General features: G+C 69.8%; 24 protein-coding genes. 14 read left to right on the top strand and 10 right to left on the bottom strand.

Going from position 1 to position 24486, the window contains the following annotated elements; genetic code table 11:
• Positions 1 to 44: 44 nt before the first annotated feature.
• On the bottom strand, positions 45 to 695 hold the full coding sequence (locus VNJ48_RS13910; RefSeq protein WP_325603086.1) for a YdeI/OmpD-associated family protein: 651 nt from the start codon (positions 693 to 695) through the stop codon (positions 45 to 47).
• Positions 696 to 717: 22 nt separating this feature from the next.
• Positions 718 to 1425 carry a hypothetical protein gene (locus VNJ48_RS13905; RefSeq protein WP_325603084.1) on the bottom strand — a complete coding sequence of 236 codons (708 nt, stop codon included), beginning with the start codon at positions 1423 to 1425 and terminating at the stop codon, positions 718 to 720.
• A gap of 134 nt (positions 1426 to 1559) precedes the next feature.
• On the opposite strand from VNJ48_RS13905, the gene VNJ48_RS13900 reads away from it, so the two are divergent.
• The 5 genes from VNJ48_RS13900 to VNJ48_RS13880 all read left to right on the top strand — a co-directional run bounded on the left by VNJ48_RS13900 (position 1560) and on the right by VNJ48_RS13880 (position 5725).
• Positions 1560 to 1916 (top strand): DNA polymerase ligase N-terminal domain-containing protein, encoded by a 357-nt coding sequence (locus VNJ48_RS13900; protein WP_325603082.1) that lies wholly within the window; start codon positions 1560 to 1562, stop codon positions 1914 to 1916.
• A gap of 72 nt (positions 1917 to 1988) precedes the next feature.
• Positions 1989 to 2138, top strand: a complete 150-nt coding sequence (locus tag VNJ48_RS13895; RefSeq protein WP_325603080.1) for a hypothetical protein — start codon at positions 1989 to 1991, stop codon at positions 2136 to 2138.
• Between the two features lie 50 nt (positions 2139 to 2188).
• Positions 2189 to 2620: a Fur family transcriptional regulator gene (locus VNJ48_RS13890; protein WP_325603078.1), complete on the top strand. Its 432-nt coding sequence runs from the start codon at positions 2189 to 2191 to the stop codon at positions 2618 to 2620.
• 35 nt (positions 2621 to 2655) lie between these two features.
• Positions 2656 to 4935 (top strand): catalase/peroxidase HPI, encoded by a 2280-nt coding sequence (gene katG / locus VNJ48_RS13885; protein ID WP_325603076.1) that lies wholly within the window; start codon positions 2656 to 2658, stop codon positions 4933 to 4935.
• Between the two features lie 82 nt (positions 4936 to 5017).
• Positions 5018 to 5725, top strand: coding sequence for a Pr6Pr family membrane protein (locus tag VNJ48_RS13880; RefSeq protein ID WP_325603074.1), 708 nt, complete (start codon positions 5018 to 5020; stop codon positions 5723 to 5725).
• Positions 5726 to 5763: 38 nt separating this feature from the next.
• On the opposite strand, the gene VNJ48_RS13875 is transcribed toward VNJ48_RS13880, so the two are convergent.
• On the bottom strand, positions 5764 to 8376 hold the full coding sequence (locus VNJ48_RS13875; protein WP_325603072.1) for a thrombospondin type 3 repeat-containing protein: 2613 nt from the start codon (positions 8374 to 8376) through the stop codon (positions 5764 to 5766).
• 90 nt (positions 8377 to 8466) lie between these two features.
• Between VNJ48_RS13875 and VNJ48_RS13870 the strand changes: the two genes are divergently transcribed.
• Positions 8467 to 9639 carry a NosD domain-containing protein gene (locus tag VNJ48_RS13870; RefSeq protein WP_325603070.1) on the top strand — a complete coding sequence of 391 codons (1173 nt, stop codon included), beginning with the start codon at positions 8467 to 8469 and terminating at the stop codon, positions 9637 to 9639.
• On the opposite strand, the gene VNJ48_RS13865 is transcribed toward VNJ48_RS13870, so the two are convergent.
• Together VNJ48_RS13865 and VNJ48_RS13860 are read right to left on the bottom strand one after the other, a co-directional pair.
• On the bottom strand, positions 9600 to 10631 hold the full coding sequence (locus VNJ48_RS13865; protein WP_325603068.1) for an App1 family protein: 1032 nt from the start codon (positions 10629 to 10631) through the stop codon (positions 9600 to 9602). The two genes, VNJ48_RS13870 and VNJ48_RS13865, sit on opposite strands and share 40 nt — an antisense overlap.
• 36 nt (positions 10632 to 10667) lie before the next feature.
• Positions 10668 to 11366: a hypothetical protein gene (locus tag VNJ48_RS13860; protein WP_325603066.1), complete on the bottom strand. Its 699-nt coding sequence runs from the start codon at positions 11364 to 11366 to the stop codon at positions 10668 to 10670.
• A 92-nt stretch (positions 11367 to 11458) separates the two neighbouring features.
• Between VNJ48_RS13860 and VNJ48_RS13855 the strand changes: the two genes are divergently transcribed.
• The 7 genes from VNJ48_RS13855 (at position 11459) to VNJ48_RS13825 (ending at position 20283) form a co-directional block, all read left to right on the top strand.
• Positions 11459 to 13090 carry a bifunctional 3'-5' exonuclease/DNA polymerase gene (locus VNJ48_RS13855; RefSeq protein ID WP_325603065.1) on the top strand — a complete coding sequence of 544 codons (1632 nt, stop codon included), beginning with the start codon at positions 11459 to 11461 and terminating at the stop codon, positions 13088 to 13090.
• 32 nt (positions 13091 to 13122) lie between these two features.
• Positions 13123 to 13722: a GDSL-type esterase/lipase family protein gene (locus tag VNJ48_RS13850; protein ID WP_325603064.1), complete on the top strand. Its 600-nt coding sequence runs from the start codon at positions 13123 to 13125 to the stop codon at positions 13720 to 13722.
• A gap of 96 nt (positions 13723 to 13818) precedes the next feature.
• A complete protein-coding gene (locus tag VNJ48_RS13845; protein ID WP_325603062.1) occupies positions 13819 to 15108 on the top strand; it encodes a PAS domain S-box protein in 1290 nt (429 codons plus the stop codon).
• 182 nt (positions 15109 to 15290) lie between these two features.
• A complete protein-coding gene (locus VNJ48_RS13840; protein ID WP_325603060.1) occupies positions 15291 to 15659 on the top strand; it encodes a response regulator in 369 nt (122 codons plus the stop codon).
• 44 nt (positions 15660 to 15703) lie between these two features.
• Complete coding sequence (locus VNJ48_RS13835) at positions 15704 to 16228, top strand: MarR family transcriptional regulator (RefSeq protein WP_325603058.1); 525 nt, start codon at positions 15704 to 15706, stop codon at positions 16226 to 16228.
• Positions 16229 to 16285: 57 nt separating this feature from the next.
• A complete protein-coding gene (gene icmF / locus VNJ48_RS13830) occupies positions 16286 to 19513 on the top strand; it encodes a fused isobutyryl-CoA mutase/GTPase IcmF (RefSeq protein WP_325603056.1) in 3228 nt (1075 codons plus the stop codon).
• 2 nt (positions 19514 to 19515) lie between these two features.
• Positions 19516 to 20283 carry a helical backbone metal receptor gene (locus VNJ48_RS13825; RefSeq protein WP_325603054.1) on the top strand — a complete coding sequence of 256 codons (768 nt, stop codon included), beginning with the start codon at positions 19516 to 19518 and terminating at the stop codon, positions 20281 to 20283.
• On the opposite strand, the gene VNJ48_RS13820 is transcribed toward VNJ48_RS13825, so the two are convergent.
• Positions 20280 to 20642, bottom strand: coding sequence for a GNAT family N-acetyltransferase (locus VNJ48_RS13820; protein ID WP_325603052.1), 363 nt, complete (start codon positions 20640 to 20642; stop codon positions 20280 to 20282). The two genes, VNJ48_RS13825 and VNJ48_RS13820, sit on opposite strands and share 4 nt — an antisense overlap.
• Entirely contained in the window at positions 20551 to 21132 is a 582-nt protein-coding gene (locus tag VNJ48_RS13815; protein ID WP_325603424.1) for a hypothetical protein, read from the bottom strand. Before VNJ48_RS13815 ends, VNJ48_RS13820 begins: the two co-directional genes overlap by 92 nt.
• Positions 21133 to 21308: 176 nt before the next feature.
• On the opposite strand from VNJ48_RS13815, the gene VNJ48_RS13810 reads away from it, so the two are divergent.
• Entirely contained in the window at positions 21309 to 21665 is a 357-nt protein-coding gene (locus VNJ48_RS13810; RefSeq protein WP_325603051.1) for a cupin domain-containing protein, read from the top strand.
• A 241-nt stretch (positions 21666 to 21906) separates the two neighbouring features.
• Here the strand turns inward: VNJ48_RS13810 and VNJ48_RS13805 are convergent, their stop codons facing one another.
• The 3 genes from VNJ48_RS13805 to VNJ48_RS13795 form a co-directional block, all read right to left on the bottom strand.
• Positions 21907 to 22563, bottom strand: a complete 657-nt coding sequence (locus VNJ48_RS13805; protein WP_325603050.1) for a hypothetical protein — start codon at positions 22561 to 22563, stop codon at positions 21907 to 21909.
• Positions 22564 to 22908: 345 nt separating this feature from the next.
• Entirely contained in the window at positions 22909 to 23406 is a 498-nt protein-coding gene (locus tag VNJ48_RS13800) for an NUDIX domain-containing protein (RefSeq protein WP_325603048.1), read from the bottom strand.
• A 143-nt stretch (positions 23407 to 23549) separates the two neighbouring features.
• Positions 23550 to 24056 carry a hypothetical protein gene (locus VNJ48_RS13795; protein ID WP_325603046.1) on the bottom strand — a complete coding sequence of 169 codons (507 nt, stop codon included), beginning with the start codon at positions 24054 to 24056 and terminating at the stop codon, positions 23550 to 23552.
• Positions 24057 to 24486 lie beyond the last annotated feature (430 nt).

Here is a 24486-nt window from a genome sequence, read left to right as displayed (position 1 = left end):
CGGAGAATCCGCCCCTGCTCCTTCCAAGGGGTGGGGCTCGCGCGTCAGGTCACATCGAAGGCAGCGGCCGCCGCTCTTGCGACCCACTTCGGCTCGTCGCCATACCGCTGCGGGGCGATCAGGCGGCCTGCGGCACAGTCCTCGATCAGCTGCACGAGTCGGCTCTCGCGGGTCTGCTCGCGCTTCGCACTGACCACCCAGTTCTCGGCCAGCTTGCGATAGGAGGGCGTCGCCTGCTCCCAGAAGGCCGCCGCCGAAGGGTCGGCCAGCAACCGCTCGCGCTGCTCGTCGCTCAGCGTCCGGCCCGACTCGTAGGCGTAGATGCCGCTGCGTTCGGGCGTCCTCTTCTCGTATGCCGCCAGCCCGGCCGCCCGCATCCGGCCCTCGGCGACGAGTCGCTCGACGTGCGCGAGGTTGATCGCGCTCCAGATGCTGGTGGACTTGCGGGGGGTCCAGCGCTGCCGCACGGCGTCCTCGTCGATGCGCTGGGCCACGCTGTCGATCCAGCCGAAGCACAGCGCCTCGGGGACCGCGTCAGCCCAGGTCAGGCCGCGGTCGGGGACGTGCTTCTTCCGCAGCCCCATCCAGAGCTCGGTCGCGGTCTCGTGGTTGGCCTCGAGCCACGCTCGGAACTCCTCCGCCGAGGCGAAGAACGTCGCTGGCCTGTCTGGTGTACCGCCCGGTGTGCCGACCATGGGGACACGCTAGACGCGCGGACTAGCGCTGCGTCCAGCTCTCGCCCCAGGTCCACACCAGGTCGAGGTCGTGCGGGGCCAGCACCGAACGCACCTTGTCGATGAGGGGCACGGCCACCTCGGTGTCGAACTTGTCGGCGAAGGCGAACAACACATCACCCTCGACGGCAGCCGCCAGCAGGGAGCCGCCGCGATACTCCAGGACGACGGCCGTCTCCCGGGAGGTCTCGTCGAGCGATGCCAGCACGGCTTGAAGCCGAAGGCCCACCTCGGGCAGCACTGCGCCCACGTCGAGGGAGCCGCTCCGACTCCCTTCCGGCAGCAGAGCACCGACAATCCGCTTGTCCCAGGTCATGACCGCGGACCAGTCGGCGTAGAGGTCGTCTCGCACCCGGCGCAGGCACTTCCTGATCGCCGTGTTGGCGCCGCCTGCGGCCACCGACACGGGCGTGGGCTGACGAGTGCCGCGATCCTCGACCTCCGCGGTGAGCAGGACCTCGCCTGCGCCGTGGCCCAACCGGGCAGTCACGGCGGTGCCGCTGAGGGCCGTCAACCACTGGAGACGTCCGATGTCGAGCAGCGGCTCGATCTGGCCAGCCATCCGGGTGGCGTACCGCAAGGCGGCGGCGAGCTGATCAGCCCCGTCGGCCCCGGTCACCGCCCCGTCGGTGGTGATGGCGATCCGCCGTCGCGGAACGCGCGGCGTCGCGATGTTGGTGGTCTCAAACACAGCTTTTCCTTCCAACCCGCGCACGGCGGCGAGCGCCCCCCCGGCCTCTACAGCACAGCATGCGCCTCTTGCGGCCGACACGCCAGTCACCGATACCAAATCGTGTCTACCCCCTTACGGGTACCGTCCCCCACGTGGCACCCGAGCACCGACAGCCCGCCTTCGTCCTGCACGAGCACCACCGGCCGTCCCACCACTTCGACCTCCGCCTCGAGGAGGACGGGGTGCTCAGGTCCTGGGCCGTCCCGAAGGGACTGCCGACCGACGCCCGAGCCGACCGCCTGGCAGTTGCCGTCGACGACCACGACCTCGACCACGCGACCTACACCGACGCGACGAAGACCATCGCGGACACCGGTTGGTGGGACCTCGAGGACCGCAACGAGCGGCGCTTCGTGTTCGTCCTGCACGGACAGGGCAGGCCCCGGCGCTACGCGATGATCCACACCGGCGACAACTGGCTCCTGCACCTGACGCGCGACCAGCCGTGAGGCGACCCACGACTCGCTCGGACCTGAGTCCTCCCAAGACTCAGGTCCGAGTGTCACCGCCCAGGAGGAGCCATGACCAGCACACCCGCCGAACCCGCCGCCGAGCCTGGGCTGGCGCCAGCAGGTGACCCGAGCATGGATCCGATGGACCCCGACGACCAGCCGGGCGCACCCATTCCGGAGGCGGAGCCTGACGCAGGTTTGCCGGACATCCGACCCTGACGCACCCGCTTTATCTTGATTCATTCCAGAAGAACCCCTACGGTCGGGGCATGGCGACGCGCGAGCACGAGACCCGGCTCCGTGCCGCGTCACTGCGCGTGACGCGGCCCCGGCTGGCCGTCCTGGCAGCGCTGCAGGAGCGGCCGCACGTCGACACCGAGACGGTCATCGCGACGGTGAGGAACGAGCTCGGCGCCGTCTCGCACCAAGCGGTCTACGACGTCCTCCGCGTGCTGACCGACGCCGGCCTCGTCCGGCGCATCCAGCCGGCAGGCGCCGTCGCCCGCTACGAGACCCGAGTGGGCGACAACCACCACCACGTCGTCTGCCGCTCCTGCGGCGCCATCGCGGACGTCGACTGCGCCGTTGGCTCCGCCCCTTGTCTGACCGCCTCGCAGGACCACGGCTTCGTGGTCGACGAGGCGGAGGTCGTGTATTGGGGCACCTGCCCCGGCTGCGCGACCGCACGCCCCTACGAGTGACCCAGAAGGATCGCCAGCAGCATGGAAGGAAGCACATGAGCGACACCCAGGACCCCAGCGTTCCCGAGAGCCCCCAGGGCGTCGACCGGAAGGAAGAGGCGGGCTGCCCCGTCATGCCCGGCTCGGCGACCGCCGAGGGCAGCGAGAGCGAGAACCCGGCCATCGACTCGCCCACCGTGAAGACCGGCGGCCGCCCGCACGGCATCCGCGACTGGTGGCCCGAGCAGGTCGACCTCTCCGTGCTGCACGCGCATTCACCCCGGAGCAGCCCGCTGGGTTCGGACTTCGACTACCGCGCCGCAGTGGCGCAGCTCGACCTCGAGGGCATCAAGCGCGACATCGCGCAGGTCCTCAACACCAGCCAGGACTGGTGGCCCGCCGACTTCGGTCACTACGGCGGGCTGATGATCCGCCTGAGCTGGCACGCGGCCGGCACCTACCGGATCTACGACGGGCGTGGCGGCGCCGGCGACGGCGGGCAGCGGTTCGCGCCGCTCAACAGCTGGCCCGACAACGCCAACCTCGACAAGGCGCGACGCCTGCTGTGGCCGGTGAAGCAGAAGCACGGCCAGAAGATCTCCTGGGCCGACCTGCTCGTGCTGGCCGGCAACGTCGCCCTCGAGGACATGGGCTTCGAGACCTTCGGCTTCGCCTTCGGCCGCGAGGACGTGTGGGAGCCCGAGGAGATCTTCTGGGGTCCCGAGGACACCTGGCTCGGCGACGAGCGCTACTCCGGCGAGCGCGAGCTCCACGAGCACCTCGGCGCGGTCCAGATGGGCCTGATCTACGTCAACCCCGAGGGCCCCAACGGCAACCCCGACCCGCTCGCCTCGGCGCGCGACATCCGCACCACCTTCGCCCGGATGGCGATGAACGACGAGGAGACCGTTGCCCTGATCGCGGGCGGCCACACCTTCGGCAAGACCCACGGCAACGGCAACCCCGACCTGATCGGTCCGGAGCCCGAGGGCGCCCCGATCGAGAACCAAGGCCTCGGCTGGCTCAGCGAGCACGGCTCCGGCAAGGGCGAGGACACGATCACCAGCGGCCTCGAGGTCACCTGGACCGACCGGCCGACCCAGTGGAGCAACCGCTACTTCGAGATCCTCTACGGCTTCGAGTGGGAGCTCACCGAGAGCCCCGCCGGCGCCAAGCAGTGGGTCGCCAAGGACGCCGAGGCCATCATCCCCGGACCGACCGCCGACTCCCCCAAGCGCCTGCCCACGATGCTGACGTCCGACCTCGCGCTGCGCTTCGACCCGGAGTACGACAGGATCTCGCGCCGCTTCCTGGACAACCCCGAGGAGTTCCGGCTTGCCTTCGCCAAGGCGTGGTTCAAGCTGCTGCACCGCGACATGGGTCCGGTCTCGCGCTACCTCGGCCCGTGGGTGCCGGAGCCGCAGCTGTGGCAGGACCCGGTCCCGGCCGTCGAGGGTGAGCTCGTCAGCGACGCCGACGTGGCCGGCCTGAAGCAGGCCGTCCTCGACTCCGGGCTCTCCGTCTCCGAGCTCGTCACCACTGCGTGGGCGTCGGCTGCGCCGTACCGCCACACCGACAAGCGCGGCGGCGCCAACGGTGCCCGCATCCGCCTGGAGCCGCAGCGCGGCTGGGCGATCAACCAGCCCGAGCAGCTGGACAAGGTCCTCCGGGGACTCGAGACCGTCCGGTCCGAGTTCAACGCCCGCGGTGGCGCGCAGGTCTCGCTGGCCGACCTGATCGTCCTCGCCGGATCGGCCGCGGTCGAGAAGGCTGCGCGCGACGCCGGCGTCGAGGTGACGGTGCCGTTCCACGCGGGGCGTACCGACGCCACCCAGGAGCAGACCGACGTCGAGTCGTTCCGGGTCCTCGAGCCACGCGCCGACGGCTTCCGCAACTACGTCCAGCCCGGCTCGAAGCTCCAGCCGGAGACCCTGCTCGTGGACCGTGCCTACATGCTCAACCTCAGCGCCCCCGAGATGGTGGTGCTGCTCGGTGGCCTGCGGGCGCTCGGCACCAACCACGACGGCGCGGCGCACGGCGTGCTGACCGACCGGGTCGGAGTCCTCACGAACGACTTCTTCGCCAACCTGTTGTCCCCGGGCACCCGGTGGAAGGCCTCGCAGGACGCCGAGGGCGCCTACGAGATCCAGGACGGCACCACCGGCGAGGTGAAGTGGACGGCCACCGCCGTCGACCTCACCCTCGGGTCACACTCCCAGCTCCGCGCGCTCGCGGAGGTCTACGCCAGCGACGATGCACAGGAGAAGTTCGTCCAGGACTTCGTCGCCGCCTGGGTGAAGGTGATGGAGAACGACCGGTTCGACCTGACGGTCTGACCACGTTGCACTCCCGAGAGCCCCGCGGCGCCTTGCTGCGGGGCTCTCGTGCGTCGAGGCCTCGTGGCCCCATACTGCGGTCGTGACCGACACGACCGCCCAGACGCAGACCAGCCGGACCGCTCACCGCGCCTATGCCATCAACGCGGGCGTGGCGTGGACGGGCGTCGTGCTGACGGTGCTGTTCTCGGCGCTCGGTTGGTACGCGGACGCACCGGTGGAGCCCGGGTTGTACGGCGACACCCCGGACGGCGCCGCCGGTGCGCTCGCGCGGGTGGCAGACACCCTCAGCTACTTCACGATCTGGTCCAACATCGCCGTCGCGGTGGCAGTCACGCTGCTCGCGCTGGACCCGCTCCGGGACACGGTCGCCCGTCGGGTCCTACGACTCTCGTCGCTGCTGATGATCACCGTCACTGCGATCGTCTACCAGGTGGTGCTGGCGCCCGGCATCGACGTGGAGGGCTGGTCCCTGCTGACCGACCCGATCCTCCACGCCGTCACGCCGCTCGTGACCGTCGTCGTCTGGGCGGTCTGGGGTCCGCGCGGCTGGATCACTGCCCGGCTGCTGCCGGGCGCCCTCGCCGTACCCCTGTTGTGGATCGTGTGGATGCTCGCCCGTGGCGCCGTGCTCGACGACTATCCCTACGGCTTCGCCAACGTCGTCGAGCTGGGCTATGCCACCGTCGCCCGCAACCTGTTCTTCGTGCTGCTCTTCGCGCTCGCCCTCGCGGCGATCTTCTGGCGCGTCGACATCGTGCTCCGCAAGCGGCGGTCCAGGGTCGCCTGACAACGACGACACCGACCCCGGACCGCCTGGTGGGGGGCTTACACGAGGTTGCCCTTCTTGCGGCCGGGGTAGGACCCCGGGTCGTAGGGATCGGTGCCTGCCGACCGCTCCTTGGCGTTGGAGTGCCCGTCGCCGTCGATGTCGCTGTCGCAGGCGTCGCCCTGGCCGTCACGGTCGAGGTCGGCCTGGTTGGCGTTGGGCTGCCGCACGCAGTTGTCGCGAGCGTCCGCGACCCCGTCACCGTCACGGTCCACGCCGGGGGCCGTGTGGACGACCGTCCGCACGTCGCTAGCGAGCACTTCGTCGTCCTGCGTCCACACCGTCCTCAGCTCGTGAGCCCCGGTGGGGACCGTGACGTGGAGGGCGTAGCTGTCGGCTCCGTTGCTGGACTCGACCTCCTCGCTCGCCACGGCGACGCCGTCGACGTACACCGTCACGGTCTCGTCCGAGGGGACGGGACAACCGGTGCTCCCGGTGCCGGGCACGTCAGGGCAGGCGTCGGCGTCATCGCTCACGCCGTCCCCGTCGGAGTCGATCGGTGTCCCTCCCCCGCCACTGCCGGCCGGGATGATCGTGGCCTGGAGGGTGTACGTCGTCGAAGGCACACCGACGACGAGGTAGGGGTCGATCTTGATGTCCAGCGTGGCCTGGACGTCCTCGAGGACGAGCCGCTCGGGCTGGCCCGCGGTGGCGGCCGAACCTGAGGCGGCCCCGGTGACGGTCATGTCGAGGTCACTGGCGTCGGGCCAGCTGAGCAGCAGCTCGACGGTGCTTGCCTCCGGCACGGGCAGGCTGAACGCGTGCCCGGGCCCGCCGGTGCTGCCGAGGGTGCTGTCGGTGACGGTGAAGGTGTTGCCGCCGGGGCGCTCGAGGACGACGGGGTTGAGCAGGCCACTCGCTCCTGCGCCGCCGCCGGCGCCGGAGGATGAGGACGTGCCGCTGGCGGCAGCCTCGCCGGCGGGCGCCGCGACCCCGATCGATCCCTCGTCAGGTGCGCGGTCGTCAGCGAGGACGGTCCACATGTTGCTGGGCGAGCGATAGCTGGTCAGCGCGAAGACGTCGTACGGCGCAACGACCTTGGCGCCGGCGAGGTAGCTGCGCGGGATGCGGAACGTGACCGTGTCGGCCGTCGCGTCCCACTGCGACCACTCGCTCGGCAGGTAGGTCTCCATCGAGTGGTCGTAGGTGACCACGCGGGAGGGGTTCCTCGGGTCGGGGATGGTCGACTCGATCTCCCGCCCGCCGATGCTGACGCCGTACTTCGGCAGACCGACCACGCCCTCGGGCCACAGGTCGGTCACCTTGAGCGTCGCGACGACGTCGAGGGCGCTCACCTCGGCCTGGATGCCCTGGATGTCGGTGACGCTGGTCAGCGAGTCACCCTCCGGGTCGTCGTGCGACGCGGTCGGGGAGGTTGGCGCACCATTCGTACGGCGCTCGACCGTGCCGGCGACGTGGACGTGACCGTCGCTGGTCTCCGCCCCGTGGGCGGGGTCGGTGACGGTCAGCACCGGGGTGGTGGTCTCCTCGGGCTCCGGCGTCCAGTCGGTCGGGGTCCCGGGCACGAGCCCGAAGTCCGGCTGCGGGCAGTCCCAGACCGAGCCGGTGGACGAGGCGTACAGGTGGTCGTCGGGGTGCTGCACCTGGAAGGAGTTGGACCCGTCGCCGGCCACGTCGTTCGGATCGAGGTGGTCACCCTCGGTGACGGCACCGTCGCCGTCGACGTCGAGGTAGCGGCTCATGCGGGTGGCAAAGGCCTCGACGTTGAGCGTGGAGACGCACTTGCTCTGCCCGGCCGGGTCGGCGCTGTAGGCCATGATGTCGGCGGTCGGGACGGGGCCCCACGCGCCCTCGGCGCCGTCACCCACGTGGCCCAGCGTCAGGCAGTGGCCCGTCTCGTGGAGGACCAGGTCGAAGAGGGAGAAGGTGTCGGTCTTGCCCGGCACCGGGTCGATGGCTCCGTTGACCGAGAAGCACACGTTGCCGCCGGCACCGCCGCAGTCCTCGACGTAGTAGCCGCCGCCCTCGCCGTGGTGGCCGTCGTAGCCGGGCATGCCCTCCCAGGTCTCCATCGCGAAGGGGTTCTCGATGTTGTGGCAGGGGGCGGCGTTCTCGTCGAGGACACCGATCGCGTCGGTGAGGTAGACGGGGTCGATGCCGATGCCGATGCCGCCGACCGGGTTGGTGGCGAGGATGACGATCTCAGGGTCGTACAACGGGTAGGTGCTCGGCTGCTCGCCCTCGGTGAGGCTGACGATGTCGGCCGAGATGTTGAAGTCCACGCCCTGCTGCAGCCAGTCGAGGCCCATCTCGCCGGAGAGGTAGTCGATGCCGCCCTCCCAGGCCTTGGCGGCCTGGCGCATGATGCGGAGGTCGCGCTCGGCGGTGGGCGACGCCGGGACGAGCACGGCGACGTCGATCTTCGGGGAGTCAAGGGCGTTGAGCCCGACCTTCCCGTGGTAGCAGACGTTCTCCGGGTTGTCCCGGCTCATGTCCTTGATGCACCCCGGCGGGAGGTTCTTGTCCCCGAAGTAGGGGCCCACGTAGTCGTCGGCCGGGCTGGCGGACGCCGTGATGGTCCCGACGGTGGACGCGAGCCCTCCGGCGGCGACGAGGGTGGTGGCGGCGATGATGGCCAGGCTTCTGCGCATGAGGGGTCTTCCTTCGATTTGCAGGGGCGTGCGTGGGGTCAAACGGCACCGCCGGGCGTTGGTTACGCCCAAGTCCTCCACAATGGTCCGATGCGACCCGTGTGGAAGTCGGTCCTGACCGCCGCCGTCCTGACCGTCGCGGGGCTGTCCCCCGCTGCTGCTGCGCCGGTCGAGGAGGGTCCGCACACGTGGCGCGTCGGCCCCGACAGGTCGCTCACCGTGCCCAGCGCCGCCGCGGCAGTGGCACAGGACGGCGACACGGTGCTGATCGACGCCGGCACCTACTCCGGTGACGTCGCGACCTGGACCCAGGACGACCTGACCCTGCGCGGGGACGGCGGCCGGGCCCACCTGCGAGCAGCCGGGAACAACGCCCAGGGCAAGGCGATCTGGGTGATCGCGGGCGATCGCACCGTGGTCGACCGCATCGAGTTCAGCGGCGCGACGGTGCCCGACCAGAACGGCGCCGGCATCCGCCAGGAGGGCGCCGGACTCACGGTGACCCGCAGCTGGTTCCACGACAACCAGAACGGCATCCTCACCGGCGCCCACCCGGACAGCGACATCGTGATCCGGGACTCGAGGTTCTTCCGCAGCGGCAACGGCGACGGCTACACCCACAACCTCTACGTAGGTGCGGTGCGCTCGCTGACCGTCACCGGCAGCTATCTGTGGGGGGCCGACGTGGGCCACGAGCTCAAGTCCCGGGCCGCGAGGAACACCATCACCGGCAACCGGATCACCGACCGGGACGCGAGCGCGAGCTATTCCATCGACCTGCCCAACGGGGGCAGCTCGCTCATCGCCGGCAACGTGATCATCCAGGGACCCAACTCCGAGAACTCGGCCCTGGTCTCCTACGGCGCGGAGGGCCTCACGAACAGCTCGCGGCGGCTGTGGGTCGTCAACAACACCTTCGTCAACCGGCGCACGGCCGGCACCTTTGTCGCTGCCGCCGACGGCAGCCGGGTCGACCTGCGCAACAACCTGCTCGTCGGACCGGGCGACCTGACCAACCTCGTCGGTGTCACGTCGGTGGCCAACAAGAGGGTCGGCCTGACCGACTTCGTCGACCCCGCCCGCGACGACTTCCGGCTCAGCGCTGGCTCACGCGCGATCGACCGGGGTGCCGCGGTGCCGCCTCGCTGGCGGGCTCGCTGGGAGTACGCCCATCCCACCGCCCGCGTACGCCGCCCGGTCGTCGGCCGCGTCGACCTCGGTGCCTACGAATGGCGAGGGATGAGTCCCAGCTTTTCTGCGTGAGCGCGGACGGCGTCGCTGTCGGCCGCCAGGACGAACGGTGTCTCGTGGGCCCAGGTGCCGGAGATCCGCTCCACCCGGCCGTCGCCCGGGTCGAGCCGGACCTCGCGGATGTAGACGGCCAGGATGCGGCCGGGATATTCGCGGACGATGTCGGCATAGATCTCCGGGTCCTTCTCCCCCGAGTCGCCGATGAGGACGAAGGCGAGGTCCGGGTGCAGGTCCAGCACCTCGCGGATCCGGGCATGCTTCTCCTCCCGCTCGCCGGCCGCCCTGCCCAGCAGGTCACGCAGCAGCACCGGACCGCTCGGGAAGCCCCGGTGTCGCAGGAAGCCGACGATGAAGGCGTACAGGTTCCACGGACTGGAGGAGATGTAGAAGACGGGGTTGGTACGGGAGTGGGTGAGGTCGCGGTAGAGCTCCGCGGCGCCCGGGAAGGCGACGCGGGTGACGGCCGAGCCGGTGAACGTCTGGACGACCATCCGGGCGATCCGCTGGACGCCCGTCTCGAGGATCGTGTCGTCGATGTCGGAGACGATCCCGAAGGCGGCACCTGGAGCGGTGACGTGCACGGTGAGCGGCACGGTATGCGGTCCGGTCACCCCGCGGTAGTCGCCGACGAGCTCCACGGTGCCGGTGGTCAGCTGACCGTCCAGCGGTCCCGGGGCCACCTGGACGAGGAAGTAGCCCTCGGAGTCGGAGGTGGTGAGCACCTCCGTGCCGGCGACCTCCACGCGTAGCGGCACCCCGGGCAGCTCGTCGGTGAGGAAGCCGCGGAGCGTACGCCGCATGGCAGTCCACACCCCCTCGCCGTCGACGGCCTCCGAGAGGGGCGGGTCGTCGACGACCCGGCCGCGGACGACCACGGCGGTGCTGGTCCCGTGTGCGCCGTACGCCTCGATGCGGAAGTTCGCCGGGGACCTGCGTGCCGCCCGGCGCTGGCGCCTCGCGTCCCAGGTGTTCTCGATCGCGTAGATCCAGCGCACGGCCCTCATGGACTCACCCTAGGTCGGCGCGATGTCAGGGCTGGATCACTCCTCCACACAGATGGGTTCGGAGTTCTCATCGCCCGGGACGGACGGGTAGCAGATCGTCTGAAGGACTGGCTCCGCCTCGCCGCTCCTCGCGGCTCTCGCACCCTCAGAGATGGCGCTGCGGAACATGTCCGGGGATGCAGACGAACCCAGGGACTGCCAGACGCCCTCGTGGCCGTACTCGACCTCTTCTCCGCCGATCAGCGCGAGGCCCTCGGCGATCGGCGTGTACCTACCCCGGAAGTCGCCGTCGGGTCCACGACCTTGTCTCACGAAAAAGAACCCGCTCTGTCCTGGCTGGGCCCAGCCGATCGGCTCCCGCTCGTAGCCGACGCCGTCTTCCCAGTAGCCGTCCCAGACGAGCAGGGTGGAGGGAACGGTCGCCGCCGGGTCCCGGCTGTGGAACACGGTGCCGACCTCCACGACGAGGTAGCGGGGGACGGTCACGTCTCCGCTTCCATCGTCGTAGGGCACTGGTTCGCCCTGCTCGACGCGCAGGACCTTCCCCTCGAAGGTGAAGGTCGCCGTGGCGACCAGCTCGCCCACGTTCGTGGGGCGAGGGCCCGCCTCCGAGCTGCTGTCGTAGGAGGCGCTGGCTGTCGTCGGAAACCCCTTCCTCGAGTCAAGGAGGAGCCATGTCCCACCGGCAGCGAGCAGAAGTACGAGAGTTGCCGTGATCACAAGGCGTTTGCGCATCATGTCTCTCCCCGTTTCCTTGCTGGGCCGCTCGTCGAGGGACCACGAGCGGTGAACGTAACACCGCGGCGCGGTGCTGAGACGCTGTCGTCATGACCCGCATCACGCTCTCGCGCCTGCCGGGCGAGCTGGTGCGGGTCCGCGATGGCGGCACCGAGCTCGGGTTGGCGGCCGGCGACCTCGAGGCCTACGTCCGGGCGCGGGAGGCAGACGGTCCCCGCTGGGTGTGGGACGACACCGCTCGGTGGTATCCGTCGCTGCTGGCCGCTGGTGTGCGGGTCGAGCGCTGCCACGACCTGCGGCTGGGTCGCCACCTGCTGCGGCGGGCACCCGCGGCGGATCCGCGGCTGCTCGAGGGGGAGGAGTCCGAGCACTGGGACCGGCTGCGACCGAGCACGCCCTCGGATCCGGCACTGTTCTCCGTCGACGACAGGGTCGAGTTCCTCGATGCCGACCATGAGGATGCCCGGCAGCTGGCCGCGGTGGCGGCCTCCGGCGAGGCCGCCAGGCTGGGTCTGCTGCTCGCGGCGGAGTCGGCGGGCGCATTGGCCGCAGCCGAGATGACGTACGCCGGGGTCCCCTGGCGCGTCGACGTGCACGAGCGGCTGCTCAACGACCTGCTCGGGCCGCGGCCGCCGCGCGGTGCCCGGCCGCGGGGGCTCGAGGCTGTGGTCGCGGAGGTGCGAGAGGCGTTCGGCGCACCGGCACTCAACCCCGACTCGCGCCCAGAGCTGCTGGCGGCGCTGCGCCGAGCCGGGCTGGACGCCACGGACACCCGCGCTTCGTCACTGCGCAGGCTCGAGCACCCGGGCATCATCCCGCTACTGCGCTACAAGCACCTCGCTCACCTGTTCCAGACCAACGGCTGGGCCTGGATCGACCAGTGGGTGAGCGGCGGCCGCTTCCGGCCGTCCTACCAGCCAGCCGGCTCCAGCACCGGGCGGTGGTCGTCCAACGGAGGCGGCGCGCTGTCCTTCCCGGTGCAGATCCGGCCCGCGGCGGTGGCCGACGAGGGCTGGGTGTTCGTCGTCGCCGACGTGGCACAGCTCGAGCCGCGGGTGTTGGCGGGCATGAGCGGCGACCGCGCGCTCGCCCGGTCGGCTCGCGGCGCCGACCTCTACCAGGGCATGGTCGACGACGGGGCCGTGGCCAGTCGCAACGACGCCAAGCTGGGACTGCTCGGTGCGATGTACGGCGCCACCAGCGGCGAGAGCGGCCGGATGGTCGCCGGGCTCACCCGTCGCTACCCCGAGGCCTTCGGCCTGGTCGAGGAGGCGGCCCGGGCAGGTGAGCGCGGCCAGGTGGTGCGGACCCTGCTGGGACGAGGATCACCCGGCCTGGGCGACGACTGGGGGCTCGACGCCGACGGGCGCCCCGCCGACCCGGACGCCCAGGCGCGCCGGCGGCGGGCGTACGGCAGGTTCACCCGCAACTTCGTCGTGCAGGGCACGGGTGCCGAGTGGGCGCTGTGCTGGATCGCCGACCTGCGCAACCGGCTGTGGCGTCTGCACGACACCGGTCCCCTCGACTCCCGCCCGCACCTCGTGTTCTTCCTCCACGACGAGGTCGTCGTGCACACCCCGGCCGCGCTCGCCGACGCGACCGCCGAGCAGATCGCCGAGGCGGCCACGGCCGCCGGGGGCCTGCTGTTCCGCGACCTCAGCATCGACTTCCCGCTGAACATCTCGACCGTGCGGTCCTACGCCGACGCCGGGAAGCCCTGAGGGAAGTTGGCGGCGTTTGCTCTGCTTGACACATGGTGACTCGGCTGGCAGTCCTGGGGGACTCCATCGCATGGGGGCAGGGAGCGGCGCGCGAGCGCGACCGGCTCGCCCCACGCCTGGCGGACGGCCTCGCCCTGTGCGGGCTCGAGGTGGACGTCCAGGTGTTCGCCGTCCCGGGTGCGCGGAGCTCCGGTCTGGCCTCGCAGGTCCGCGCTGCGCTGGCGTGGTCGCCGTCCCTTGCGGTGGTGGTGATCGGCGCCAACGACCTCACCCATCGCGCGCCGGTGGCAGACGCCGTACAAGCCCTCGCGGCCGCCGTACGACGGCTCCGTGAGGCTGACGTCGAGGTGGTCGTGGCTCCGGCACCCGACCTCAGCTCGGTCCCGCACGTGCCGGCGTTCCTGCGAGACGCGGTCCGAGCAGCCGGGGAGTCCCTCCGCCAGCACCAGGTGGCAGCTGTGGTGGAGGCGGGCGGCCACGTCGCGGACGCCGATCAGCGCGCGTCCCGCGCCTTCGCCGGGGATCCGTCGCTCTTCTCCGCCGATCGGTTCCACCCCTCGAGTGCGGGCTATGCCGTCATCGCGGACGCACTGCTACCCGCTCTGCTCGTGGCCGCTGATCTGCGTCCGTAGTCGGTCCTTTCCCAGTCCGGGGCGGGGTTTCCCGGTACGGTTCAACCATCGCCCGCTGCCGAGCGTGGGCCCCGATCTACGTCCTTGGTGGTGAGTGTGACCGGATCTGGGACCACGGAGCTGAACCTTCCTGCGGAGCCGATGACGGCGGGGCAGGCGAGGCGGGCGGTGCGGCGTGCCCTGGAGGTTGCGGGGGCCACCCACCTGCGAGACGTGGCGGAGCTGGTCGTCTCCGAGCTCGTGACCAACGCCGTGGTGCACGCCGGCACGATGGTGAGCCTGCGGATCACCGCCGAGCCGGCAGCGCTCAGGGTGGAGGTCGAGGACGGGAGTGTCCGACTGCCGATCCGCCGCACGTGGACCGACACCGCCGGGACGGGACGCGGCCTGCGGATCGTGGAGGAGCACGCCGACCGGTGGGACGCGCAACTCACCAACGGCGGGAAGGTCGTCTGGTTCGAGATCGGCGACCTCTCCAGTCCGCTACTCCTCAGCCCCACCGCACCCCTGCTGGCGACCGGACCAGACCGGATCGAGGTGACGTTGCTCGACATGCCGCTCCTCATGCACTGGGCATGGCAGGAGCACGCCGCGACCCTGCTGAGGGAGCACCTGCTCTACGCGCTCGAGCGCGATGACCACGCTCTCGACGACCATGCTGCCGCGAGCGACGCGCTCAGCATCCTCGACGAGCACCTGCCTCCGCCGCAGCTGCCCACCGACCCCGAGGCACTCATGGCCAGCTCGGTCGAGCCTGTCGTCACCGCCCCGAGGGTCGTCGTGCGCATCCCGGCCCAGTCCGTCCGGCACTTCGAGGTCCTTGACGATCTGCTGACCCGAGCAGTGGCGGCAGCGGAGAGCGGCGCGCTCCTGAGCCCGCCGACCCAACCCGAGATGGCCGAGATGCGCTCGTGGTTGTGCGGCGAAGTGGCCGGCCAGGCAAATTTCGCGGAGCCGAAGCCCTGGCGGACCAGCAGCTCGGCGCGCGCGGCCCTCGACCCCGGCACGGCCCGGGCTCACGTCTACCACGAGCTCTCCGAGAGCGATGAGGCGTTCCTCGTGACGGACGACTCGAGCATCATCGTCGCGGTGACACCGACCGTGGTCGACTTCCTCGGCTACTCCCGCGAGGACGAGCTGCTCGGTCAGCGCATCCTCACCGTCGTCCCCGAACGGTTCCACCAGGCCCACATCGCTGGCACCACGCTCCATGTCACCAACGGTCGCGACGCCCTGCTCAACCTCTGGATCACCGTCCCGATCCTCCGGGCCGACGGCTCGGAGGTGCCGGTGAGCCTGCATGTGTCGTCTCGCCGCCTGGAGGATGACTTCCACGTCTTCGTCGCCCACATGGACCTGCCGGGAGCAACGGCACCGTCGCTTTAGTTCGTGGCCCGGGGCGTCCTAGAATGGCTTGTACGGCCCTGCGTCCCCATGCCGCGGGGCCATAGGTCGCGTCGGCGTGTGGTCCCAGTCCCCGTCGGCGCGGCCGCCCCGGCCGACTAGACCAGGGGCCATCGGTGATCCATCCGCCATACAGCTCAGGACCGGTCGCAGTACGGTCGGACATGAGCTCCGACAGGGCACCGCTCCGCTTCCTGGTGGTCGATGACGACCAGGACATGCGCGATGTCCTGGGAGAGATGGTCGGGCAACTCGGACACTTCGTCGACAAGGCGTGCGACGGTGTCGAGGCCGTCGAAGCCTTGGGCGCCGAGAGCTACGACTTCATGCTGCTCGACCTGACGATGCCGCGCATGAGCGGCGAGGACGTCCTGCGGTGGATGAGCGAGCACCGCGAGTGGGCCGTGGGCCTCCGCGTGATCGTCGTCAGCGGCCGGTCCGGGGTCCACACGCTCGACGCCGAGGGGCTCGGCGTGCAGGCCGTGCTGCAGAAGCCGTTCCGCGCCCAGCAGCTCCGCGATCTCGTCGGCTGAGCACGATGCTAGGACGTCCTATCGTCTTCGCGTAGCCTGTCGGGATGGCGCCCGAGAGAGACCCGATCCGCGAGGCTCACGGCCAGTGGGTCCGTCACGGCTGGTCCGACGCGGCCGACGGGATGGCCATGGTCACGTCGGTGGCCAGGGTCCAGCAGCTGCTCACCGAGCGCATCGATGCGGTGCTGCGCCCGCTCGACCTGAGCTTCGCGCGCTACGAGGTGCTGCGGCTCCTGTCCTTCGTGCAGTCCGGCTCCATGCCGATGACCCGCCTCGGGTCCTTGCTCCAGGTGCACCCGACCAGCGTCACCAGTGCCGTTGAGCGTCTCGTCCGGCAGGGTTACGTCGAGCGCCTGCGCCGGGAGCACGACCGACGGGTGGTGCTCGCCTCCCTCACCGACGCCGGCCGCGAGGTCGTCGAGCGAGCGACGGACGGGCTCAACCAGCACGTCTTCGAGCAGCCCGGGATCCCGCTCGAGGACGTCCTGCGCCTGACCGAGCTGCTCGGGCAGGTGCGTGCCGCCGCGGGTGACCACGTGGCCGTGCCGCCGACCGCTTCCCATAGGTAGTTGGATGTCCTACCATCGTGGTAGTAGGACATCCAACTACACCGCCTGAGGATCCTCATGGTCGAGCTCCACCAGCCCCAGCACCCGGTCCGCCTCGTCACCGCCTCGGCGCTCTTCGACGGGCACGACGCCTCGATCAACATCATGCGGCGGATCTTCATGAGCCAGGGCTGCGAGGTGATCCACCTCGGGCACAACCGCTCCGTCCAGGAGGTGGTGGACGCCGCGCTCGAGGAGGACGTCCAGGGCATCGCGGTCTCGTCCTACCAGGGCGGGCACGTCGAATACTTCGAATACCTCGTCGAGTCGCTGCGGGCTGCCGGCGCCGACCACGTCAAGGTCGTCGGCGGTGGCGGGGGCGTCATCGTGCCGGCGGAGATCCAGCGCCTGCGCGACTCGGGCGTGACGATCTTCTCCCCCGAGGACGGCCAGCGCATGGGCTTGGTGGGGATGATCAACTCCGTCGTCGCCGACTGCGACTTCGACCCCTGGCAGGCCCGGCCGGCAGACATCGACGCCGTCCTCGCCGGTGACCGCCTCGCCATCGCCCGCGCCCTGACCGGGGCGGAGACCGGACAGCTCACCGCCGAGATGCTGGCGCGCCTCCAGCAGGCGGCAGCCGCCCACACCTCCCCTGTGCTCGGCATCACCGGCACCGGCGGCTCGGGCAAGTCCAGCCTCACCGACGAGATCGTGCGGCGCTTCCGCGTCGACCAGCAGGACAAGCTCCGGGTTGCGGTCATCGCCGTTGACCCGACCCGCCGCAAGGGTGGCGGCGCCCTGCTCGGTGACCGGATCCGCGCCAACTCCCTCGATGGAGATCGAATCTTCTTCCGCAGCCTCGCCACGCGCGGGGCCCACGAGGTGCCCGAGCACCTCGACACCGTCATCGCAGTGATGAAGGCCGCCGGGTTCGACCTGGTGATCGTGGAGACCCCCGGCATCGGGCAGGGAGACGCGGCGATCGTCCCGTTCGTCGACCACTCGCTCTACGTCATGACGCCCGAGTTCGGCGCCGCGTCGCAGCTGGAGAAGATCGACATGCTCGACTTCGCCGACACCGTCGCCATCAACAAGTTCGAGCGCCGTGGGGCCAAGGACGCGATGCGCGACGTCGGCCGGCAGATGGTCCGCAACCGCGAGGCCTTCGGCAAGCAGCCCGCCGACATGCCCGTGTTCGGCACCAGCGCCGCCACCTTCAACGACGACGGCGTCACGGCGCTCTACCAACACCTCCGCGACACGCTCGCCGCGAGCGGCCTGCCCGTCACCGAGGGCACGCTGCCGCATGTCGACGTACGCCACTCCTCGGGCATCCGTCAGGTCGTGCCCACCGACCGCGTGCGCTACCTCGCCGAGATCACCGAGGCAATCCGCGGCTACCACGCGCAGACCCAGGCGCACGTCGAGGCGGCCCGCCGGGTGCAGCGGCTCGAGGTCGTCCAGGGCGAGCTCGCCGACGCCGGCGAGCAGGTCGACGGCGTGGCGGGTCTGCTGGAGAAGGCCCGCAAGGCGGTCCCCCACGAGGTCACCGACCAGCTCGAGGCGTGGCCCGCGGTCGTGGCGTCCTATTCGGGCGACGAGCAGGTCGTGAAGGTGCGCGACCGCGAGATCCGCACGTTGCTCACCAAGGAGTCCCTGAGCGGCAACAAGATCCCGCGGGTGGCGCTCCCCCGCTTCACCGACCACGGCGAGCTCGTGCGCTTCTGGCGCAACGAGAACCTCCCGGGCTACTTCCCCTTCACCGCAGGCGTTTTCCCGTTCAAGCGCGACGGTGAGGACCCCGCCCGGATGTTCGCCGGCGAGGGTGACCCGTTCCGGACCAACCGGCGCTTCAAGCTGCTGAGCCAGGACGGTGACGCGACCCGGCTCTCGACGGCCTTTGACTCGGTGACGCTCTATGGCCGCGACCCCGATCCCCGTCCCGACGTCTACGGCAAGGTCGGCACCTCGGGCGTCTCGGTGGCCACCCTGGACGACATGTCGGCGCTCTTCGACGGCTTCGACCTGGTCGCCCCGTCGACGTCGGTGTCGCTGACCATCAACGGTCCGGCGCCGACCGTGCTGGCGTTCTTCCTCAACACCGTCATCGACCAGCAGGTCGAGAAGTTCCGTGGGTCCGAGGGACGCGAGCCCGACGACCAGGAGCACGCCGAGCTGACGGCGTACGCCCTGGCACATGTCCGGGGCACGGTGCAGGCCGACATCCTCAAGGAGGACCAGGGGCAGAACACCGCGCTGTTCTCCACCGAGTTCTGCCTGCGCATGATGGCCGACATCCAGGAATGGTTCATCGAGCAGAAGGTCCGCAACTTCTACTCGGTGTCGATCTCGGGCTATCACATCGCCGAGGCCGGGGCGAACCCCATCAGCCAGCTCGCCTTCACCTTGGCCAACGGCTTCACCTACGTCGAGGCCTACCTCGCGCGCGGGATGGACATCGACGACTTCGCGCCGAACCTGTCCTTCTTCTTCTCCAACGGCATGGACCCCGAATACACCGTCATCGGCCGGGTCGCGCGCCGCATCTGGGCGATCACGATGAAGGAGAAGTACGGCGCCAACGACCGCTCGCAGAAGCTGAAATACCACGTCCAGACCAGCGGTCGCTCCCTGCACGCGCAGGAGATGGACTTCAACGACATCCGCACGACGCTGCAGGCGCTGATCGCGATCTACGACAACGCCAACTCGCTGCACACCAACGCCTACGACGAGGCGGTCACGACCCCGACCGAGGAGTCCGTGCGCCGGGCGCTGGCCATCCAGCTGATCATCAACCGCGAGTGGGGTCTCGCGATGAACGAGAACCCGCTCCAGGGTTCCTTCATCATCGACGAGCTGACCGACCTGGTGGAGGCGGCCGTGCTGGCCGAGTTCGACAGCATCAACGAGCGCGGCGGTGTGCTGGGGGCGATGGAGACCGGCTATCAGCGTGGTCGCATCCAGGACGAGTCGATGCTCTACGAGCACCGCAAGCACGACGGCTCGCTGCCCATCGTCGGCGTCAACACCTTCGTCAAGCCCGACTCCGACGTCTCCCCGCCCGAGGTCGAGCTGGCCCGCGCGACGGAGGAGGAGAAGGAGTCCCAGCTGCGTCGGGTGCGCGAGTTCCAGGCGGCCCACACCTCCGAGTCCGCCGAGGCCATCGCGCGGCTCAAGGACGCGGCCGCCTCCGGCGACAACGTCTTCGCCGTGCTGATGGACGCTGCCCGCGTGTGCTCGCTGCAGCAGGTCACCGAGGCGTTCTTCGAGGTCGGCGGCCAGTACCGCCGCAACGTCTGACCGTGCCCACGGACGTGACTCGGGACGACCTCGGCCATCCCCTCGAACCCTTCGCCGCGGCCGGCCCGGCACGCCGCGTCGTCTCCCTGGTCCCCTCGATCACCGAGAGCCTGGCGAGCGTCGACCCCGGGTCGATCGTGGGCGCCACCGACTGGTGCACGCACCCGACCGACCTCGACGTCCCCCGGGTGCGCGGCACCAAGAATCCCGACGTCGCGAAGATCGCGCAGCTCTCCCCCGACCTGGTGATCGCCAACAAGGAGGAGAACCGGGAGCTGGACGTACGCCGACTGCGCGAGCGTGGCGTCCGGGTGTGGGTCACCGACATCGAGACCGTCCCGCAGGCGCTCTCGTCCCTGGGACGGCTCTTCGACGAGGCCCTGCGCTGGCCCCGCCCGTCGTGGCTCGAAGCGGCGACCGAGCTGTGGACCGCACCCATGCCGCCCGTGCATCGACGCGTGGCGATCCCGGTCTGGCGAGACCCGTGGATGGTGGTCGGCAGCCGGACCTTCACCGGCGACCTGGCCCGTCGCCTCGGCCTCGACAACGTCTACGCCGACCACCCCGAGCGCTATCCGAGCCTGGACGTGGCGGACCTGGACGCGGCCGGTGCGGACGCCATCCTGCTGCCGGACGAGCCCTATGTCTTCACCTCAGCCGACGGCCCCGAGGCCTTCACGCTCACCCCGACCGAGCTGGTCAGCGGACGGTTGCTCACGTGGTACGGCCCGTCGCTCATCGACGCGCATGAGAGCCTCGCCCGGGACTAGGAGGGCGGGCGCACCCACTTGTCCTGCGAGGAGACGACGCTCCACCCGAGCGAGCGGTAAAGGTCGGGCGCTCCCGACACGTTGTCGGCGTGCACACCGAGCTGCGCCTCGTCCCGGCCAGCGTGGGCGAACCGGACGAGGAGCTCGTTGAGCGCCCAGCGTCCGAGCCCGCGCCGCCTGGCGCTCGGCGCGACGTCCAGGTGGCGGACCACCCCGAACCGGCCGTCCCCCAACTCCTCGACGCCCCCGATGCCGGCGGCAACGAGCTCACGTTCCTCGTTCTCGAGCAGGACCCACATCGCGGGCTCGCGCGCTGCCTGCTCGAACCGGCGGAGGAACGCGGGCCAGTGGTCCTCCACGCCCCAAGCGGCACACACCAGGTCGTGGACGTCTCGGAGGCCCGAGGGGTCCAGCTCGCGCAGGCCTCATCCCCGCCGGTGGCGGGCCCGCAGAGGCAACTGCCGTGCGGGTGCGCATCTGCAGATCGGTGTACGCCGACGCCAGCCCGTGCGCGGCAGCCACCGCCCCGGCGTCGCGGTCCTGGGTCGGCAACCACAGCGGAGCTCCCGCTGCCAGTGCCTCCTCGAGCAGGGGAACGGCCTCGGCCAACAGCTCAGCCCGACCGGGGTGGGCAGCCGCGACCCGCAGGACGCACTCCTCATCGTGGACGGACCCGGCCACGGCGACCAAGCGACCCTCCGGATTGTGAACGCCCCAGAAGGATCCGGCCGCGAGCACCTCGCCGACATCCGCGACGCTCCGCTCCACCACGTCACCGAAGGCCACGTCGACCTCGGCGAGGACGCGGTGCACGCCCTCGACCGAGGACTCACGGAGCGGTTGCCACATGGCGGCAGTATGGCGATCGCCCCGGCCAAGACCCCGTCAACATGCAGCGCAGGGCTGAAGGTCCACGCAGGTGCGTGGACCCTTCAGGTACCTGACTCGAATCAAGCTGTAGCTCCACGCAGGTGCGTGGAGCCGCAGGGCGACGCGCCTTGCCGTCGCGCGCCTAGGGTCGACGCATGAACACCACCGGCACCGCGGCAGCACGACTCCTCTCCCCCGACCTGATGCTCGAGCCAGTCGAACCGGACGGAGGTTCCGACGCGCTTGCCACAGCGGACCGCGTGCTCGGCAGCCCGGGGCGCAGGGCATCGACCCTCGGCGGTCACACGATTGGACTGTGGGAGGCCGGCCCCGGCAACGACGTCGATGTCGAGTCCGACGAGCTCTTCCTCGTCCTGAGCGGCAGCGGGACCGTCACGTTCGACGATGGCAGCTCTGTCGACCTGCAGCCTGGGGTCCTGGTCGAGCTCCACGAGGGGGACCGCACGACCTGGGTCATCTCCGAACGCTTGCGGAAGCTCTACCTCGCCTGAGGACGAGCGAGCCGACTGCATACGGCCAGTTCACGGAATCCGACAAATGCTCGCCGTTGAAGGCTCCTGTCCCGAACACCTCACCGGACCGGCCCCATGGGACTCGAGCAGCAGCCGACGGCTGTCTACCCGCCGCGTGCCCGGCGATCGTTCGTCCTCCGGGACGCTCGGGCTGATGAGTGGACGCTCGAAGGGCCAAGCTCAGGGCCTGCAGACACGTGCCCCACCGATAGCGGGCACATCACGCTCCGGGTACGTAGTCCCCATTGCGTCGTGCGATGAGGCATTCGCCTGCCTGCACTGCAGCACCGAACGCCTCGCAACTGCCGTTCCACCGGGGCTCCATCTCGCTTATGGCGGGGAACTGAAATGCGAGTAGCTCCAGCACGTTCCATATGTGACCCGACTGGGCACTCGTCGACATCCCGACTCCATCGAAGTTGATGTCGATGATCGCTCGGGGTCCGATCACGTCGGTCGAGTTGAGCGCATCCTTGCCTGCGAACGTGAAGTAGTTCTGCCCCTCGCCGGGAAGGGGACCCGAAAGGTAAGCCTCGACAGCCGCGTTAAGCCGCTCTTCGACCGAGTCGGACGCTCGAACAGGACGAGCGAACGAGTGAAAGTCGCCCTCCATCCCGGCGGCGCACGTGAAGTAGACAAGGACCTCACTGTCCTGCGCCTCCGGCACCTCGGAGGGCGACTTGCAGGGTGGCGGGGCAGGGGACGTCGTCGACGCCTTCCCGGATGGCGTGGTGGCCGCGGTCGGCGTGGTGGTGTCGGCAGCCTCCGCCACAGGCGCGGTTTCGGCAGGCGCACCGTTGGTAGCCCCGCATCCTGATAACAGCGTTGCTAGCAACACAGCGAAGGCGGCAGTCCTCAGGCGGTTAGGGCGGTGCATGGGTGCCTCCCGTCGGCGCGGACGACCGTCCGCCCCCAACTATGACGCGCCAGGTGCTTGGGCAGTTGTCAATGCAGCGAGCGCCCGCAATTCCGCAATCCGCGGGGTCTCCCCAATTGCGGATCACCGATGGGGCTGCCGGGGATGCAGCGGAGCCCCGGGCAACTTTCGCTGGGGACGGCGGACAAGTTGCCAACTTCTGGTTGGCGGCGACGGGTACAGAAGATGGGCCCTGCGGGATGCGAGAAGGGGCTGCGAAGAGCTCATCCGCTCATTCGCCACAAGAGCGCGCCTACAGGCGGCTGGAGGGTACTGCCAACCATTCCCGCTACGCGCGACAACGGTCTAACGCGCCTGAAATTTGCCCGTTTGCTCATACCGCGCGAATAGATCGAGCACCACACGGGTCGGCCCATGCACAGGTTCGGGAATCAGGGTGGGAAGGCACCACCGATGCTCTAAGGCCTCGCCATCGGTGGATGTCGCTGCGGCGCCGGTCACTCTCAGCACGAAGCAGAGTGCGAATGCGTGGACGCGGTCGCCGTTGGGATAGTGCAAGGTGTGCACGCTTGGATCGGATAAGGACGCGAACGGTTCGAGGTCACTCGGTTCGGCGACGATCCCAGCCTCCTGCGCGAGCTCCGCAACGGCGGCGGTCGCGAACGACTGACCGGGCTCGCACGCGCCAGCAGGAATCTCCCATACCCCTGAGTCAGCGCGCCGCTGGACGAGGACGTGTTTGTCCTGTCGCACCACAAGGACTTGAGCACCAGGGCACAACAGCAACTCGTGGCCTACGCGTTGTCGAAGTCGTCCGAGGTAGGACACGCTGAAATCGCTCACGCACTTAACGTATCGGTGCTGCGTCTCCAAGAGAGTCGGCGTACGAGGATCGGCTCGCGGCGACGTGCCAGTACGGGATCGCTCGCTCGGGATTGCTGGCGGCGACGGTCCCGGCGAGCGGACGCAGATCGATCGAGAGCTTCCTAGCCTTCGGCGCGCGTCATGTTCATCACCCAGTTCGTGTCCCACGTCTGCCCCTCGTCGCGCGAGAACGCCTGCTCCCAACTCGCGCGGTCCACGCCGAGATCGGACCATACGAATCGCACCCTGATCGAGCGCCCGGCGATGACGTCGTCGGTAACGAAAGTGCCTCGGCCAGCGTCGAACCGACCCTCCAACGGTGGGTCGAGCTTGCCGGGGGTGAGACTGGAGGACCACCAAATCCGCCAAATGTCTTCGGCTGGGTCGTACAGACGCAACGCCAGTCCGTGAAACTCGCCCACACCTGGCATCTCATAGGTCTCGTACGTCTCGAGGTTCCCAGCACGGCCCGGAAGCGGTCGGTGTACTCCCCGAGACCGGAATTCGACCCATTCGTCGCTGTCCTGATCCAGCATGTCGACACGCTTCCGGTTGGACACGTGCCACTCGCCGAGGACGACGTCGAAGGCATCTCGGCCCGTCGAAGTAGCGTCCGAAGTTTCGGTCATTGGTTCCTCCAGTGCGGTGCGGCGTGGGTGACGCGGGAAGCCTAGGGAGCCCCACCGACAACCACCGAGGCTCACCTAGTTGGTGCGCTGCGGCCGGGTCCGACCCGACTTCCGGAGTGGGTGCGATCCCGGTCCCGTTGTCGATCGTCTACGGGGACAACCCGCGAAGCTCGTTAGGCACTCGCCACACCCTCGAGCTCGTGCCGGACGCGGTTCCGCTCCCGGGCCAATCATTGCCCTGATTCCCCCGACCCCTCATCGGCTACTTGTTCTATTGACCCACGACCGGTGCCTGGCGAGGCTCGGTCCAGGTGCCCGGGTCGTCGCTCTCACATCGGCTGCCCTCGACTCGTCGTGTGGCTCTCATTTGGCCTGCGTGACCCGGGTGCCGACCTATGAGCGGGAGAGGCTCGAGAGGGGTTTGCCTAGC

This window comes from Nocardioides sp. (assembly GCF_035576065.1).
Taxonomy (GTDB): Bacteria; Actinomycetota; Actinomycetes; order Propionibacteriales; family Nocardioidaceae; genus Nocardioides.
The sequence above is the reverse complement of the archived record's forward strand: the minus strand, read 5'-3'. Positions and strand labels throughout refer to the sequence as shown.

Coding starts and splice junctions, on each gene's coding strand:
- VNJ48_RS13855 (WP_325603065.1), top strand. CDS start 11,459: ATGACCCGCATCACGCTCTCGCGCCTGCCGGGCGAGCTGGTGCGGGTC.
- VNJ48_RS13895 (WP_325603080.1), top strand. CDS start 1,989: ATGACCAGCACACCCGCCGAACCCGCCGCCGAGCCTGGGCTGGCGCCA.
- VNJ48_RS13860 (WP_325603066.1), bottom strand. CDS start 11,366: ATGCGCAAACGCCTTGTGATCACGGCAACTCTCGTACTTCTGCTCGCT.
- VNJ48_RS13835 (WP_325603058.1), top strand. CDS start 15,704: ATGGCGCCCGAGAGAGACCCGATCCGCGAGGCTCACGGCCAGTGGGTC.
- katG (WP_325603076.1), top strand. CDS start 2,656: ATGAGCGACACCCAGGACCCCAGCGTTCCCGAGAGCCCCCAGGGCGTC.
- VNJ48_RS13840 (WP_325603060.1), top strand. CDS start 15,291: ATGAGCTCCGACAGGGCACCGCTCCGCTTCCTGGTGGTCGATGACGAC.
- VNJ48_RS13865 (WP_325603068.1), bottom strand. CDS start 10,631: ATGAGGGCCGTGCGCTGGATCTACGCGATCGAGAACACCTGGGACGCG.
- VNJ48_RS13850 (WP_325603064.1), top strand. CDS start 13,123: ATGGTGACTCGGCTGGCAGTCCTGGGGGACTCCATCGCATGGGGGCAG.
- VNJ48_RS13795 (WP_325603046.1), bottom strand. CDS start 24,056: ATGACCGAAACTTCGGACGCTACTTCGACGGGCCGAGATGCCTTCGAC.
- VNJ48_RS13875 (WP_325603072.1), bottom strand. CDS start 8,376: ATGCGCAGAAGCCTGGCCATCATCGCCGCCACCACCCTCGTCGCCGCC.
- VNJ48_RS13805 (WP_325603050.1), bottom strand. CDS start 22,563: ATGCACCGCCCTAACCGCCTGAGGACTGCCGCCTTCGCTGTGTTGCTA.
- VNJ48_RS13910 (WP_325603086.1), bottom strand. CDS start 695: ATGGTCGGCACACCGGGCGGTACACCAGACAGGCCAGCGACGTTCTTC.
- VNJ48_RS13810 (WP_325603051.1), top strand. CDS start 21,309: ATGAACACCACCGGCACCGCGGCAGCACGACTCCTCTCCCCCGACCTG.
- VNJ48_RS13870 (WP_325603070.1), top strand. CDS start 8,467: ATGCGACCCGTGTGGAAGTCGGTCCTGACCGCCGCCGTCCTGACCGTC.
- icmF (WP_325603056.1), top strand. CDS start 16,286: ATGGTCGAGCTCCACCAGCCCCAGCACCCGGTCCGCCTCGTCACCGCC.
- VNJ48_RS13890 (WP_325603078.1), top strand. CDS start 2,189: ATGGCGACGCGCGAGCACGAGACCCGGCTCCGTGCCGCGTCACTGCGC.
- VNJ48_RS13815 (WP_325603424.1), bottom strand. CDS start 21,132: ATGTGGCAACCGCTCCGTGAGTCCTCGGTCGAGGGCGTGCACCGCGTC.